Annotated in this window: 12 protein-coding genes; 3 read left to right on the top strand and 9 right to left on the bottom strand. The window is 64.5% G+C overall.

From position 1 onward, the window contains the following. Positions 1-16: 16 nt before the first annotated feature. Complete coding sequence (locus Q0O95_RS04805) at positions 17-2,047, top strand: bifunctional aldolase/short-chain dehydrogenase (RefSeq protein WP_293695905.1); 2,031 nt, start codon at positions 17-19, stop codon at positions 2,045-2,047. Between the two features lie 9 nt (positions 2,048-2,056). Next, complete coding sequence (locus tag Q0O95_RS04810; protein ID WP_293695907.1) at positions 2,057-3,466, top strand: rhamnulokinase family protein; 1,410 nt, start codon at positions 2,057-2,059, stop codon at positions 3,464-3,466. A gap of 161 nt (positions 3,467-3,627) precedes the next feature. Here Q0O95_RS04810 and Q0O95_RS04815 read toward each other — a convergent pair whose 3' ends face one another. The 3 genes from Q0O95_RS04815 to Q0O95_RS04825 are packed head-to-tail and all read right to left on the bottom strand — an operon-like array spanning position 3,628 to position 7,749. Beyond that, entirely contained in the window at positions 3,628-4,440 is an 813-nt protein-coding gene (locus Q0O95_RS04815) for a glutaminyl-peptide cyclotransferase (RefSeq protein WP_293695910.1), read from the bottom strand. 18 nt (positions 4,441-4,458) lie between these two features. Then, entirely contained in the window at positions 4,459-6,990 is a 2,532-nt protein-coding gene (locus Q0O95_RS04820; protein ID WP_293695913.1) for a glycosyl hydrolase family 65 protein, read from the bottom strand. Between the two features lie 36 nt (positions 6,991-7,026). After that, positions 7,027-7,749: an HAD-IA family hydrolase gene (locus Q0O95_RS04825; protein ID WP_293695916.1), complete on the bottom strand. Its 723-nt coding sequence runs from the start codon at positions 7,747-7,749 to the stop codon at positions 7,027-7,029. Positions 7,750-7,969: 220 nt separating this feature from the next. On the opposite strand from Q0O95_RS04825, the gene Q0O95_RS04830 reads away from it, so the two are divergent. Continuing rightward, positions 7,970-8,941 carry an NYN domain-containing protein gene (locus Q0O95_RS04830; protein ID WP_293695919.1) on the top strand — a complete coding sequence of 324 codons (972 nt, stop codon included), beginning with the start codon at positions 7,970-7,972 and terminating at the stop codon, positions 8,939-8,941. A 133-nt stretch (positions 8,942-9,074) separates the two neighbouring features. On the opposite strand, the gene Q0O95_RS04835 is transcribed toward Q0O95_RS04830, so the two are convergent. From Q0O95_RS04835 to Q0O95_RS04860, 6 genes are all read right to left on the bottom strand, one after another. After that, a complete protein-coding gene (locus Q0O95_RS04835; protein ID WP_293695921.1) occupies positions 9,075-9,278 on the bottom strand; it encodes a hypothetical protein in 204 nt (67 codons plus the stop codon). A gap of 7 nt (positions 9,279-9,285) precedes the next feature. After that, a complete protein-coding gene (locus tag Q0O95_RS04840) occupies positions 9,286-10,152 on the bottom strand; it encodes a carbohydrate ABC transporter permease (protein ID WP_293695924.1) in 867 nt (288 codons plus the stop codon). Position 10,153: 1 nt separating this feature from the next. Continuing rightward, entirely contained in the window at positions 10,154-11,233 is a 1,080-nt protein-coding gene (locus Q0O95_RS04845) for a carbohydrate ABC transporter permease (protein ID WP_293695926.1), read from the bottom strand. 153 nt (positions 11,234-11,386) lie between these two features. Beyond that, the gene (locus Q0O95_RS04850; RefSeq protein WP_293695928.1) at positions 11,387-12,646 is read right to left on the bottom strand and encodes an ABC transporter substrate-binding protein; all 1,260 of its coding nucleotides are present in this window, start codon (positions 12,644-12,646) and stop codon (positions 11,387-11,389) included. 161 nt (positions 12,647-12,807) lie between these two features. Next, positions 12,808-13,881, bottom strand: a complete 1,074-nt coding sequence (ugpC, locus tag Q0O95_RS04855; protein ID WP_293695930.1) for a sn-glycerol-3-phosphate ABC transporter ATP-binding protein UgpC — start codon at positions 13,879-13,881, stop codon at positions 12,808-12,810. Between the two features lie 195 nt (positions 13,882-14,076). After that, positions 14,077-14,451, bottom strand: coding sequence for a VOC family protein (locus Q0O95_RS04860; protein ID WP_293695931.1), 375 nt, complete (start codon positions 14,449-14,451; stop codon positions 14,077-14,079). Positions 14,452-14,850: the final 399 nt, after the last annotated feature.

A 14,850-nucleotide genomic window follows, 5' to 3' on the forward strand; every position in this document is an offset into this window, starting at 1 on the left:
GGGTAAGGAACGACGGATGAGCACGACGGAAGAACTGATCGCACGGTCGCACGAACTCGGGGCGGATGCACGCAACACGAACTACGCGGGCGGGAACACCTCCGCGAAGGGCACGGGGCGCGACCCCGTCACCGGCGAAGAGATCGATCTGCTGTGGGTCAAAGGCTCCGGCGGTGATCTCGGCACGCTGACCGAGGGCGGCCTCGCAGTGCTCCAGCTCGATCGTGTGCGCGCGCTCGAGGGCGTCTATCCCGGCGTCGATCGCGAAGACGAGATGGTCGCGGCGTTCGAGTACTGCAAGCACGGGGCAGGAGGCGCGCCCCCTTCCATCGACACGGCCATGCACGCCCTCGTAGAGCAGCCGCACGTCGACCATTTGCACCCCGACGCCGGTATCGCCGTCGCTACGGCGGCCGATGGGGAAGCGCTCACGCAGCGCATCTTTGGCGACAGAGTCGTCTGGGTTCCGTGGCGCCGACCCGGATTCCAGCTCGGCCTCGACATTCGCGAGATTCAGCGTGCGAACCCGGAGGCTGTCGGCTGCATCCTCGGCGGGCACGGCATCACGGCCTGGGGCGCGACGAGCGAGGAGAGCAAGGAGAACTCGCTCTGGATCATCCGCACGGCAGAGCGGTTCATCCGCGATCACGGCGAGGCTCAGCCGTTCGGGGAGGAGCTCGAAGGCTATGCGGCGCTTCCGGAAAGCGAGCGCAGGGCCAAGGCCGCAGCGCTCGCGCCGCACCTGCGCGCCATCGCCTCAATGGACAGTCCGATGGTTGGCCACTTCACCGATGACACCGTCGTCACCGACTTTCTCGCGCACGAAGCGCACCGGCGTCTCGCGCCGCTGGGAACATCCTGCCCCGACCACTTCCTGCGCACGAAGGTCAAGCCCCTCGTTCTGGATCTGCCCGCGGATGCTCCCGTGGAAGAGAGCATAGAGCGCTTGCGGGAACTCCACGCCGAATACCGCGACGACTACCGCGCCTACTACGAGCGTTTCGCCGATGCCGACTCCCCCGCGCTGCGCGGGGCGGACCCTGCGATCATCCTGGTCCCCGGCGTCGGCATGTTCTCGTACGGTGCTGACAAGCAGACCGCCAGGGTCGCAGGCGAGTTCTACGTCAACGCGATCAACGTCATGCGTGGCGCGGAAGCGCTGTCGGCCTACACTCCCATTCCCGATTCGGAGAAGTTCCGGATCGAGTACTGGGCGCTCGAGGAGGCGAAGCTGCAGCGTCGCCCGAAGCCGAAGCAGCACGCGGGCCGCATCGCCCTCGTCACGGGCGCGGCATCCGGCATCGGCAAGGCGATCGCCGCCCGACTGGCGAGCGAGGGCGCCTGCGTCGTGATCGCGGATCTGTCGGAAGAGAAGTCTGCTGCTGCCGCAGCGGAGCTGGGCGGCCCGGACATTGCCGTCGGCGTCGCGTGCGACGTTACGAACGAAGCGGATGTGCGGGCAGCGGTAGATGCCGCGGTACTCGCCTTCGGCGGCCTCGACCTGGTCGTGAACAACGCCGGGCTGTCACTGTCGAAGCCGCTTGTCGAGACGACGGAAGCCGACTGGGATCTCCAGCACGATGTCATGGCCAAGGGTTCATTCCTGGTGTCGAAGGCAGCGGCTCAAGTGCTGATCGATCAGCAGCTCGGAGGAGACATCGTCTTTATCTCTTCGAAGAACGGCGTCTTCGCCGGCCCGAACAACATCGCGTACTCAGCGGCGAAGGCGAACCAATCGCATCAGGTTCGGCTGCTCGCCGCAGAGCTCGGCCAACACGGAGTTCGCGTCAACGGCATCAACCCCGACGGGATTGTCCGAGGCTCGGGCATCTTCGCCGGTGGCTGGGGAGCAAGCCGCGCGAAAGTCTACGGCGTGAAGGAAGAGGAGCTCGGCAAGTACTACGCGGGCCGGACACTGCTGGGGCGCGAGGTGCTGCCCGAGCACGTTGCGAACGCGGTGATAGTACTGACGGGTCCGGAACTGACGCACACGACAGGACTGCACGTCCCAGTAGACTCCGGTGTTGCAGCAGCGTTCCTGCGCTAAGGGGTTCGGATGACGTCACCGACACGATTTGCCGCTATCGATCTCGGCGCCTCCAGCGGGCGCGTGATGATCGGCGAGGTGGCGCCGGACGAGTTCCGGGTCACGGAGGCGGCGAGGTTCACGAATCGGCCGGTCATGCTCGGCGACGGACTGCACTGGTCGGTGCTGTCGCTGTTCTCGGCAGCCCTCGACGGCATTGCCGCCGCGACACAGGAGGCGCCGGTTGCGGGTATCGCCGTCGACTCGTGGGCTGTCGATTACGGGCTGTTGCGAGGGGAATCGCTGCTTTCGGTGCCCTACTCGTATCGCGATTCGCGCACCGAGCGGGGCTTGCAACTCGTCGACGCCGTCATTTCGCAGCCGGACCTCTACACGCGCTGCGGTCTGCAGCGCATGCCGTTCACGACCATCAACCAGCTTTCCGTGGACCGCGAGCGCGGCATGCTCGAGCTCGCCGATTCGATGCTGTTGCTGCCGGATCTGTTCAACTACTGGATGACAGGACGGACGGCGATCGAGCGGACGAACGCTTCTACAACGGGGATGCTCGCACTCGACGACACGTGGGACCTCGAGCTGATGGGGATGCTGGGGATAGACCCGGGCATCCTGCCTCCGCTGATCGAGCCGGGGACCGCGGTCGGGTCGCTGCTGCCGCACTTGCGCGACCACCACGGCGTGCACGGGGATCCGCACGTGTACGCCGTCGGCTCTCATGACACGGCCTCGGCTGTCGTCGCTGCGCCGCTCGCCGAAGGTGCGGCCTACATCTCGTCGGGAACCTGGTCGCTCGTCGGCATCGAGACCCCGGCACCGATCGCCAACGAGGAAGCCGAGCGGGCGAACTTCACGAACGAAGGTGGCGTCGATGGCCGCAATCGCTTCATGAAGAACGTCATGGGGATGTGGCTGCTGAGCGAATCGAAAAGGACGTGGGAGGCCGATGGATCATCCGTCGAGCTGCACGAGCTGCTGAACGCAGCGGCGTCGTACGACCGTGAAGTGCCGGTCTTCGACCCGACCGACGATGTCTTCTACCCGCCCGGGGACATGCCGAAACGCATCCACCGCTGGTTCGACGACCGCGGCATCGAACCGCCAGAGGGGCGCGTCGCCATCACGCGATGCATTCTCGAGTCGCTCGCGGAAGCCTATGCGAAGACGCTGCAGGACATCGAGCGGATCGCGGGCAGAGCGGTAACGCAGGTCAACATCGTGGGAGGCGGTTCGCAGAACGGACTGCTCTGCCAGCTGACAGCGCGACGCACCGGCGTGCCCGTGGTCGCGGGCCCGGTCGAGGCTAGTGCGATCGGCAATCTGCTCGTGCAGGCGAGGGCAGCGGGCGTGCTGCACGGCTCGCTGGATGATCTACGAGAGCTCGTCTCGCAGGTGTACCGGCCGAAGCGCTACGACCCGTAGTGGTGTGCTGAATGTCGGGGGAACGCGCGATTGCGCCCGAAGGTCTGGCCGATAGCCATACATTCGGGAAAATCCATACATCGGGCACACTCCGGTGACGTTCCGGGGAACCATCAACCTTTACGCAACCCAATCACCCCTTGGAATCAATCACCGAGAGGCTACTCCGCGCCGCGCAACTCCGCATAGTCGAAGATGAAGAAGTGCTCCCAGAGCTTGCCGGTGAGCCAGATCTCGTCGGCCTCCGCATCGAACGCAATGCCGTTGAGCACCTCGTTGTTCCCGGCCCACTCGGGCGTGAGGTCGCTGAAATCGAGCATCCGAACGATCTCGCCAGTGCCCCGATCGAAGACGATGACGAGTTCTTCCTGCCAGAGGTTCGCCCAGATCTCGTCGCCGATGCACTCGAGCTCGTTGATGCCCTCGATCTCGTCACCGCCGCCATCGACGATGGTGCGCGACGTCTGCTCGATCATGCTGGCCGGGTCATAGCCGCGCACCTCGGCCGTGCCGTCCGAGACCCACAGCTGGCCGTCGTCCGAATAGCAGGTGCCCCAGCCCTCCGTCTCGAGCGGGAAGGTCCGCAGCGGCGTGAGGTCATCGGCGCTCAGCACGTGCACGACGTTCTCGCGCCACGTGAGCAGATAGACCTCGTCGTCGACGACCGTCAGCCCCTCTGCGAAGTGCTCGTCGGGCAACTCGTACTCGGCGATCACGGCACCGGACGGATCGGTTTTAACGACCCGCGACTCCCCGTATCGGCCTCCCGAGTGGAAGAGGCTGCCGTCTTCTGCGAACTCGAGCCCCTGCGTGAACAGCTCCTGCGATCGATCCTCGACGCGCTTCGCATCGTCCTCCGTGAAGACCGCTTCCGTCGAGTCTTCTGCGGGATGTTCGTCGACCTGCTCCGCGCATCCGATCAGGGAAAGCGGCAAGGCAGCAACCAGCAGCAGAGCGCTGCGCCTGAGCTTCATCCGCTCCATCCTTCGAGGCTAGACGAGCGGACCGTGATCATGGTCGTCGGGTGCCGTCACCTCCGCGGCGGCGCCGTATACACCCGTCGAGACCGAGGCCGACGGCACAGAAGCCGACAGCATGGAGCCGTCCTCGCGGCGCGAATCGGCGTAGTGACCGAGCGTCGGCCGACCCGGCAGGGATAGCCGCTCCTTCGACAGCGGCACCGTGAGTGTTTCGCCGCCGCACAGCCAGTGTTTCGCGCCCTCGACCGTCACGTCGACGCCCTCGCCTTCGCCGGCGACCAGCTGCAGTTCGTCGGCCGTGACGGTGGCGCGGATGCGCATCCCGTGCCAGTGCAGCACGAACTTCAGCGACGGCCACGCCGCCGGCAGGCGCGGCTCGAACGACAGCTCGCCGTAGTGGTCGCGGAATCCGCCGAAACCGTAGACGAGTGCCGTCCAGACACCGGCAGCAGAGGCCACGTGAACACCGTCGGCCGTGTTGCCGTGCAGGTCGGCGAGGTCGACGAACGCGGCATCGCGGAAGTACTCGAGCGCAAGGTCTCCGTAGCCCACCTCGGCCGCGAGAATCGACTGCACGACAGCAGAAAGCGTCGAGTCCCCCGTCGTCAACGGATCGTAGTACTCGAAGTTCGCCCGCTTCTCCTCGGGCGTGAAGTGGTTGCCCTGCAGGAAGAGCGCGAGCACGACATCGGCCTGCTTGAGCACCTGGTAGCGATAGATCACGAGCGGGTGGAAGTTCAGCAGCAGTGGGCGCTGCTCGTCCGGAGTGTTCTCAAGATCCCAGACCTCGCGCTCGAGGAAGACCGCATCCTGCGGGTGGATGCCAAGCGCTTCACTGTACGGGATGTGGATGGCGTCGGCCGCTGCCTCCCACGCCTCGACTTCCGCCAGGTCGAGATCGAGGCGCTCGACCATCGACTCGTAGTCCGCCGGCGCGGCATCGGCCATCTCCCGGACGTTGCGAACCGCGAATCGCAGGTTGTGCCGGGCCATGACGTTCGTGAAGAGATTGTCGTTGACGACCGTCGTGTACTCGTCCGGGCCGGTCACGCCGTGGATATGGAAGGTACTCTCTTCGACACCGTTGCTGGAGTGTCGCCAGAAGCCGAGTGTGGCCCACATACGCGCGGTCTCGACCGCGATGTCGATCCCTTCGCGCTGCAGGAACTCGTCGTCCCCCGTCGCCCGCACGTACTTGCCCAGCGCGTAGGTGATGTCGGCGTTGATGTGATACTGCGCCGTGCCCGCAGCGTAGTACGCGGACGACTCCTCACCATTGATCGTGCGCCACGGGAAGAGCGCGCCCGCCTCCGCAAGCTGCACGGCGCGACGCCTGGCCGCTGGCAGCATCAGGTAGCGCATCCGCAGGGCATTCCTCGCCCACTGCGGGCTCGTGTAGGTCAGGAAAGGCAGCACGTAGCACTCGGTGTCCCAGAAGTAGTGGCCGCTGTAGCCGGAGCCGCTCATCCCCTTTGCGGGAACTCCCGCACCATCTGCTCTTGCCGCTGCCTGCGCCGTCTGGAAGATGCACCAGCGAGCGCTCTGCTGCAGTTCGTCCTCACCTTCGATCTCGACGTCCGAGCGCTCCCAGAACGCCTCGCACCAGGCAGCCTGCCGCTGTGCGTGCACACGGTCGCCTTCGAGCATCGCCCGCTCGACCGTGCGGCAGCCGCGATCGACGAGCTCGTGCGCGGGCACACCACGTGACGTGTGATAGCCGACGAACTTCGTGACTTTGATGGGGGCACCCGCCTTCGCGCGCGTCCTGAACGCGTTGTTGGCGATGTCCTGGTCGATCGATGAACGATCTACCACGGGATTTTCGGTCTCGAGCACGTGCTCCGCGACGACCGAAACCGTCATGCCCGAGTTCGCCGCCCTGTACGACAGCGCAGTGCGCCGGCCCTGCTGCCAGCATTCCTGCGGCACGAGGACGCGCTCACTGATCTGCTCGGCCCTCCTGGGGTCGATCTCCGCGGCCGTCTGCGACACGGCACCGTAGACGTCCCCGCCGTCCTGTCGATTGACGACCTGACAGTCGATCTCGACCGCCGCGTCGGCGTTGAGGACGGTCACCGTCAGCGACATGACCGCCAGATGTCGGTCCTCGAACGACACCATCGTGCTCGAATCGATCTGCACGTGCTTGCCGCTGGGCGTAACCCAGCGCATAGAACGAGTGAGCTGACCGGTGCGCAGATCGAGCACGCGCTCGTAATCGCGGATGTCGGCGAGATCGAGCGACAGCGGCTCGTCATCGACGAAGACGCGCATGACCTTCGCGTCGGGCGCGTTGATGATCGTCTGCCCGACTTCTGCGAATCCGAAGGCCTTCTCTGCGTGCCTGATCGGGAAGACCTCGTGGAACCCGTTGATGAACGTGCCGTGCTCGTGCGCATGCCTGCCCTCGGGGCTGTTGCCCCGCAGGCCCAGGTACCCGTTGCCGACCGTGAACAGTGTCTCGGTCACGCCGAGGTCGTCGAACGACAGCGACGTCTCGATCAATCGCCACGGATCGACGGGAAATCGGTCTCGATCGATCATGCTGGTCTCCTCACTGCGGGTCCTCATCGGACGCTGTTACAGGAAATCGCCGAGGTCTTCGACGACGATGTGCGCGCCCTCGCGCATGAGCGCCTCTTCTCCGACGCCGCGATCGACGCCGACGACGAGTGCCACGCCCGCGCTCCTGGCCGACGCGACACCGCTGAGGGCATCCTCGAACGCAATGCAGTTCGCAGGGTCGGCGCCGAGGCGCTCCGCCGCGGATCGAAACATGTCGGGAGCCGGCTTCGACGGGATGTCCTCGCGCTCGGCGACGGTACCGTCGACGACAACCGCGAATCGGTCACGCAAACCTGCGGATACGAGCACTTGCTCCGCGTTCTTCGAGCTCGACACCACGGCAAGCGGACTGCCCTGCAGCTCATCGAGCAGGTGCAGCGAGCCCACGTACGGCGCGACCGGTTCGAGTTCGAGCAGGCGCAGGAACACAACGTTCTTGAGATTGCCGATTGCGCAGACCGAGGTGTTGCCCGGTTCGTCGTCCGGCGAACCGTAGGGCAGCTCGATGCCGCGAGTCGCCAGGAGCGACTGCACGCCCTCATACCGTTTCTTGCCGTCGAGCGAGGCGAAGTAATCGGCGTCACTGTACGGTTCGGCGACACTCCACTGCGTGAACAGCTCGCTGAACATCGTGCGCCATGCGAGCATGTGCACTGACGCGGTCGGCGTGAGTACGCCGTCCAGGTCGAACAAGTACCCGTCGTATCCCGACAGCGCGGGAGTCTCAGTGGTTTCCACGCGAAAAGCCTAACCGGCCGGCGGGGGTGGTCCGCAATGCCGTGCCACGCGTTCGAGAACTGCTGCGGTATCTCGCGCAGCGCCCTTCTCGGTCCATGCGGCGACTCAAGGCAATTTGGATGACTGTGCGTATAGACCGAGAAAGGGCTCGCGGCACTTTCGATGTAGCTCTGACGAATCGACGTAGAGCTTGCCATCGACACCTGCAAGACTGAGTGACATGGCAGATCAGCCCCAGACCCGCGTCGCCGTCTACATCGACTTCGACAACATCGTCATCTCCCGCTACGACCAGCTGCACGGACGCGGCTCCTTCCACTCCGACAAGGTGCGCAACCTGCCCGTCGACGGGCGTGAGTCGAAAGTGCGGACGCGCTTCCGCGAGGCCACCGTCGATCTCGGCGCCGTGATCGACTACGCCTCGAGCTACGGCTCGATCGTCCTCAGCCGCGCATACGCCGACTGGTCGGTTCCCGCTCACGCCGCCTACCGGGAGCAGCTGCTGGCGAGAGCGGTCGATCTCGTGCAGATGTTCCCGACGACAAGAGCGTTGAAGAACGGCGCCGATATCCGGCTCGCCGTCGACGTCGTGGAGGATCTCTTCCGGCTCGATGACATCACGCACGTCGTCATCGTCGCGGGCGACAGCGACTACATCGCTCTCGCGCAGCGCGCCAAACGACTCGGCAAATTCGTCGTCGGGATAGGAGTCGCCGGCTCGACATCGAAGTCGCTTGCGGCCGCGTGCGACGAGTTCGCCGATTACGACGCGCTGCCGGGCATCGAGCCTGTCACGGTAGCGAGCGAGCAACCCGCAGGCGAGAGCACCGCATCCGCGAAGACCGATGACCAGCAGACTTCTGCGGCAGGGCAGGCGAAGAAGTCGCAGAGGAAACGACGCAGCACCTCGGCACGAAGCGGTGCTTCCCAGCAGCAGTCCACCGGCGAACGCGACCCCGCTGACAACGCGAGCGGGCTGCTCGAACGGGCGCTGCGCATCCTGCACCAGAAGACCGACGACGAGTGGCTGCACGCGAACGTCGTGAAGGAGCAGATGAAGCGTATGGACCCGGTGTTCAACGAGAAGTCGCTCGGGCACAAGTCGTTCTCCGACTTCATTGCCGCGCGGGATGCCCTCGTCGAGGTGCGCGAGGACGGCCAGGCGCGGCTGCTGCGGTTGCGCGACGCCTGACCCTCGACCGCCGCCCATCCGCACCGCTAGACGGTTCTTACGGCTCCAGACGCCGTCCAGACCCATAAAAACCTTCTAGCGCCGAGGGCAGGACCTCCTCACGGATTTGCGAACACCCGGTAGCGAACCTGGTTCAATCGAGCGAACGGTATCTGCGCAGCAGGAGCAGGAACCCGACGATCAGGCCGATCATCACAAGGACACCCAGCGGCTGCAGCGGGTAACCCATCACCACTGATCCGATGACCGACAGCACCGCGATGGCCGCGAAGAAGCCGAGGAACCCCAGCCACATCTGCAACTGATTGCGCTGCACGTGCCGGTTGCGTTTGTTCACGCGCTGCTCAACTCTTGACGCCGCCGGCCGTGAGACCCGCGACGATGCGGCGCTGGAAGATCAGCACCATGATGACGAGTGGCACGGTCACGATGGTGCCCGCCGCCATGATGGCCGCGTAGGGCTGAATGTAGGGATTATCGCCAGAGAATCTCGCGATCGCCACCGTAACGGGTTCGACGTTCGGCCTGGACAGCTGGCTTGCGAGCAGATATTCGTTCCAGGTCGCGATGAACGCAAGGATCGCGGTCGTGAACACGGCGGGTGCCGCGAGCGGCAGGATCACCTTGCGGAACGCCTGCCCCCTCGTCGCACCATCGACGCGGGCGGCCTCCTCGAGTTCCCACGGCAGATCGTGCAGGAATGCTGTCAGCGTATAAATCGTCAACGGTAGCGCGAACGAGATGTTCGGGATCACGAGCGCCTGGTACGTGCCGATCCAGCCGATGTCGGTGAACAGCTGGAACAGCGGTGTGACGAGCGCGACGCCGGGGAACATCGACGCGGCCAGGATGATGCCCGTGACGAAGCCCTTGCCCGCGAACTTGAGGCGCGCGAGCGCATACGACACCGTGACGCCGAGCAGCACGGCCGCCGTCGTCGTGACCGCGCTGATGACGAGAGAGTTGCCGATCGCGCGCAGCATGTTGTTGCCGCTCGAGGTGTTGAGCGCTGCGACGAAGTTGTCGAACGTGACGTGCGTCGGCCAGGGGATCGTGCTGAACGTGTAGCCCACGTCGCGGAAGGCGACGACCATCATCCAGTAGAAGGGGAGCAGGCATCCGAGCACGATGACGGCGCCGCTGACGTAGGTGCCCCATCCTTCGCCTGTGCGGATGCGCCGCTGCACTGGCTTCTCTGCCGTGTCGGTCATCTCACTTCCCTCCCGCGTCTTCTCTTGGCATCACGACTGCCTTCGTCGAACTCGTGTCTGCGGACGTACCCTTCTTGCTCTTCCCTGCCCCGACTTTGCGGCGATTCGGCTGCGCCTGGTCGACGGCGTTCACGCCGAGGCCCTTCACCATGAGGAAGGCGCAGGCGAAGATGATCAGGAACACGATCGTCGACAGCGCCGAAGCGTTCGCGAACTGCCCCTCTCGGATCGTCGCGGTGACAAGCATCGACATCGTGGTCGCCGGCCCCGACGTATTGCCCTGCATGATGGCCGGGAGGTCGTACATGCGCAGTGCGTCGAGAAGGCGGAACAGGATCGCGACGAGCAACGCCGGCTTCACGAGCGGTAGCGTCACCTTGGTGAACTGCTGCCAGCGGGTCGCGCCGTCCATCTTCGCCGCATCGTAGACATCTTTCGGGATCATCTGGAGGCCGGCGAGAATCAGCAGCGCAACGAACGGTGTCGTCTTCCAGACATCCGCGATGATGACGGCGGTCAACAGCTCCCAGGTGCCGGTCGTCCATTGGGTGTCGAGCCCCGTGATGCTGTTGACGATGCCCTGCGGCGCGAAGATGAACGCCCACAGCTTCGCCGTGACAGCGGTCGGGATGGCCCACGGCACGAGTACCGCTGCCCTGAGAAGACCTCGGCCCCAGAGATTGCGGCCCATGATGATGGCGATCCAGAAGCCCAGCAGCACCTCGATCACGACGGTGACGCCGGTCAGGAAGAATGTCACGCCGATCGACTGCCAGAACTGGCTGCCAGCGGTGCCCCTCGGGCAGGAGTTGATGCCATTGCCGCAATCCTGCATGAGCCAGCCCCAGTAGTTCTGCAGGCCCGCGAAACCACCCTCTTCGAAGAAGCCGGTCTGTTCATTGAAGATGCGGTCCTGCGAGAACGACTGGATGATCGCACTCACGATCGGATACCCGATGACGATCGCCAGCACGATCATGGCGGGTGCGATGAGCCACGCGGCCGATGCACGATCCCCGCGCCAACGCCTCGTGGGGGCAGGCTCGGCGTCCGTTCGCCGCGTCTTTGCGGAGTCACTCATGCGCTTCTGCTCTCTGGGTCCTCAGTGCTGGGCGTCTTCTGTGCTGGAGCCGGGGTGGATGCCGCCCGGGCATCCGACTCCGGGCAAGATCACTTGCGTGAGAACGAGTGTGCCGTGCCGACTCCTGGGCCGACGGCACGACACACTCGTCGGCTAGTTACCCGTCGCTGACGTAATGGCCGAGCTCATGTCGGCCACGGCTTCATCAACGGGCCGGCCCTCGACGATCGCCGAGTACGCGTTGTCGGCGATCGCCCGTGAGACACCCGCGTAGTAGGGAGTCACGGGTCGCGGCTGTGCGTTCTCGAGCGCCTCCTGCAGTGCGGGGAGGTACGGGAACTCGTCGATCAGCGCTTCATCCTCGTAGATGGATGCGAGCACCGGCGGGAAGGACTCCTGCGCGAAACCGCGCTGGTTCTCTTCACTCAGGATGAACTGGATGAAGTCGAACGCCGTCCCCTTGTTCTCGGAATGCACATTGATGCCGTTGTTGTATCCGCCGAGCGTGGATGCTCCTGGCCCGTCGGGGCCGACGATCGCTGCGACGTCGAAGTCGTCGCCAACCTCGGAGGTCGGTTCGCTCGTTGCCGTGTCGTACATGTACGGCCAGTTGTACGCGAAGACCGCTTCGCCCGCGAGGAATGCGAGGTTCGTCTGCTCCTCCGTGAAGCCGTTCGTGCGCTGTGCGATGTCGCCGTTCTCGTAGGCGTCCGCGAGCGCCTGGATGCCGGCGGTCGCCTCGGGCGAATCCACGACGGGAGTCTGTCCGTCGGCGTCGACGACGGCCCCGCCCCACGAGTTGATCGCCTGGGTCGTCTGGACTGTCAGGCCCTCGTAGTTCTGCAGCTGCATGATCAGCAGATCGAGGTCTTCGGCATCGGCCGCGTCGCGATAGCCGAGCAGGTCGTCCCAGGTCGTCGGCGCTTCGTCGACGATGTCGGTGCGGTAGAACAACAGCTGCGCGTTCGTGTTCTGCGGGGCGGCGTACAGCGTGTCCACGTAGGTTGCGCTGTCGACCGTTGCTGGCAGCAGCCCGGACGTGTCGAGCTCGAGGTCGCCTTCGAGCGGCTGCAGCCATCCGTTCGCGGCGAACTCCGCCGTCCAGGTGACATCGAGTGCCATGACGTCGTAGTCGCTGCTCTCTGCCTGCAGGGACTGCACGAGCGTGTCACGTTGCCCGTCGGCCTCCTGCGGCAGCTCGACCAGCGAGACCTGCTCGTCAGGGTTCTCTTCGTTCCACGCTTCGATGATCGGTTGCAGTTTGCCGGCATCGTTCGTGCCCATCGCGAAGGAGATCGGCCCGCGACCGTCGAGACCCTCCTCGGTGCCGCCGTCGGCGTCACCGCCGCTGCACCCCGACAAGACCAGTGCTGCGATCGCCCCTAGCGCTATCGCACTCGTTCTGCGCTTCATGAACTGCTCCCTTGCCTTTTCATTCCGTTATCGCTGAGGAGCAGAGCGTGGGCCCTGCCCATCCAGCATTGAAACCACTCGAGTTTCACCGTTGCGTCGCCGCAGCGGATGGCTCCAGTATTCCCCTTTTTCCTTCCGCCGACCAGTAATCGGCCAAAGGGTTATGAAATGTTGATTCGATTTCCGCTTTCCGTGTCGAAAACGTGCACGGATTCGACAGCTGCGTCCAACCTGATCCGCTCCCCCTTGGCAGGAGGCGTCTGTCCTTCGAACCGGGAGACGACGAGCGGTTCGCCGGGCAGGTGCCCGCGGCCGTAGACATATGCGTCGGAGCCCAGTTCCTCGACGAGATCGATCTCGACGTCGATGCCCTCCCCTTCTGTCACGCGCAGGTGTTCGGGACGAACACCAACCGTGACCGCTTGTTTCGGCCGTATCTTGCCGTCGCCCGCGATCGCGATGGCTCCGAGCCTGACGTTGCCGTCCGAGTCGGCAGTCGTCTCGATCAAATTCATTGCCGGTGAACCGACGAACCCGGCGACGAAGACGTTATCGGGGCGGTTGTAGAGCACGCGAGGAGTGTCGACCTGCTGCAGCACGCCCTTGTCGAGCACCGCGACCCGGTCGCCCATGGTCATCGCCTCGACCTGGTCGTGCGTGACATAGACCGTCGTAACACCGAGCCGGCGCTGGAGGCCCGCGATGTGCGAACGGGTCTGCACACGTAATTTCGCATCCAGATTCGAGAGCGGCTCATCCATGCAGAAGACCTGCGGGTTGCGCACGATGGCCCTGCCCATCGCGACGCGCTGCCGCTGGCCCCCCGAGAGCGCCTTCGGTTTCCGCTCCAGGAACTCGCTCAGGTCGAGCAGCTCTGCCGCGTCTTCGACCCGGCGCCTGATCTCGTCCTTCGGCGTCTTCGACAGCTTGAGCGCGAATCCCATGTTCTCCGCCACCGACATGTGCGGGTAGAGGGCGTAATTCTGGAACACCATGGCGATGTCCCGCTCTTTCGGGTCCATCTCCGTGACGTCCTTGTCGTCGATGTAGATGGAGCCCTCGGTGACCTGCTCGAGCCCAGCGAGCATCCTGAGGGTTGTCGATTTGCCGCAGCCAGAGGGGCCGACCAGCACGAGGAACTCACCGTCGTCGATGTGGAGATTGAAATCACTGACCGACGGGCGCTCGGCACCCGGGTACTGCAGTGAAACGCGGTCGAACGTTATCGATGCCAAGTTGTCATTCCTTCCTGGCGGGTACGCGCCAGACGATCCGTGAGAAGTAAACGTGGCTTCATACTAACCACAGGCCGTTGCTGGGCAACCCGATTCGCGAACAACTCGGTACGTGGCACTTCAAATCCGCCCCCGGGATAACGGCCGTTGTGGCAGTGGGCGTCGCGCATGGAGTGACTTCGCGGGACAGTCAGGTCACACGTAGGCGCCTGTGAGTAACTCCAGGTAGTGACCGGACGGGTCGAGCAGATACACACCGCGCCCGCCGTGGTCGCGGTTGATCTCCCCCTGCCGGGATCGCCTAGCGTCTGCCCAGTGCTCCAGACCCTGCTCCAAGATCTTGTCGTATGCACGATCGAAGTGTGCTTCGTCCAGTTGATAGGCATAGTGCTGCGGCGGAAACTCGATGGGAGGTGCCGCGAACTGCAGCAGCACCCCGTCGCCGATGCGGATATTGGTGAAAATGCCCCACGATTCGACCTCCTCCGCTTCGAGCAGGTCGATGTAAAAGGCGGCCATCGCCTCCGGCTCGTGCGAGGCGATGATCATGTGGTTGAAACGAGCTGTCATAGTTCTCCTTGTGTCTTCGTGATGGGGTTGGGCTTCACGAACACGAGGAGGCGCACGGATCAGGGTACGACCAGATGGCCTTCCCGGGATCGACTCGAGCGAGTCCGTCTGGTCATCATCAGAGCAATTCTACCGCGAAGGATACCGTGCAGAGCGGTTCGGCCATGCTGCTTGACGCGTTGCGAGGCCGCAACCGGGCGTTCAATCGCATTCACCAACGGGACGGGCGACGCAGCTTCTCCACCCAGTGCGGGACTTCTGTCGGAAGTCTTCGGAAATTCCGACGCGAACGAAGCCCTGAGTTGGCCATGGTCAGCCCGAACCTGGTTGATCCCAACGGCAACGCAAAGACCCCCTCATTCGAGGGGGTCTGGAGCGGTGACGGTGGGATTTGAACCC

Source organism: uncultured Agrococcus sp., from assembly GCF_945915485.1.
Classification (GTDB): Bacteria; Actinomycetota; Actinomycetes; order Actinomycetales; family Microbacteriaceae; genus Agrococcus.

What these genes read in the sequence shown, in the direction of transcription:
- Q0O95_RS04805 (WP_293695905.1), top strand. Translation starts at nt 17, where the DNA reads ATGAGCACGACGGAAGAACTGATCGCACGGTCGCACGAACTCGGGGCG.
- Q0O95_RS04810 (WP_293695907.1), top strand. Translation starts at nt 2,057, where the DNA reads ATGACGTCACCGACACGATTTGCCGCTATCGATCTCGGCGCCTCCAGC.
- Q0O95_RS04815 (WP_293695910.1), bottom strand. Translation starts at nt 4,440, where the DNA reads ATGAAGCTCAGGCGCAGCGCTCTGCTGCTGGTTGCTGCCTTGCCGCTT.
- Q0O95_RS04820 (WP_293695913.1), bottom strand. Translation starts at nt 6,990, where the DNA reads ATGATCGATCGAGACCGATTTCCCGTCGATCCGTGGCGATTGATCGAG.
- Q0O95_RS04830 (WP_293695919.1), top strand. Translation starts at nt 7,970, where the DNA reads ATGGCAGATCAGCCCCAGACCCGCGTCGCCGTCTACATCGACTTCGAC.
- Q0O95_RS04840 (WP_293695924.1), bottom strand. Translation starts at nt 10,152, where the DNA reads ATGACCGACACGGCAGAGAAGCCAGTGCAGCGGCGCATCCGCACAGGC.
- Q0O95_RS04845 (WP_293695926.1), bottom strand. Translation starts at nt 11,233, where the DNA reads ATGAGTGACTCCGCAAAGACGCGGCGAACGGACGCCGAGCCTGCCCCC.
- Q0O95_RS04850 (WP_293695928.1), bottom strand. Translation starts at nt 12,646, where the DNA reads ATGAAGCGCAGAACGAGTGCGATAGCGCTAGGGGCGATCGCAGCACTG.
- Q0O95_RS04860 (WP_293695931.1), bottom strand. Translation starts at nt 14,451, where the DNA reads ATGACAGCTCGTTTCAACCACATGATCATCGCCTCGCACGAGCCGGAG.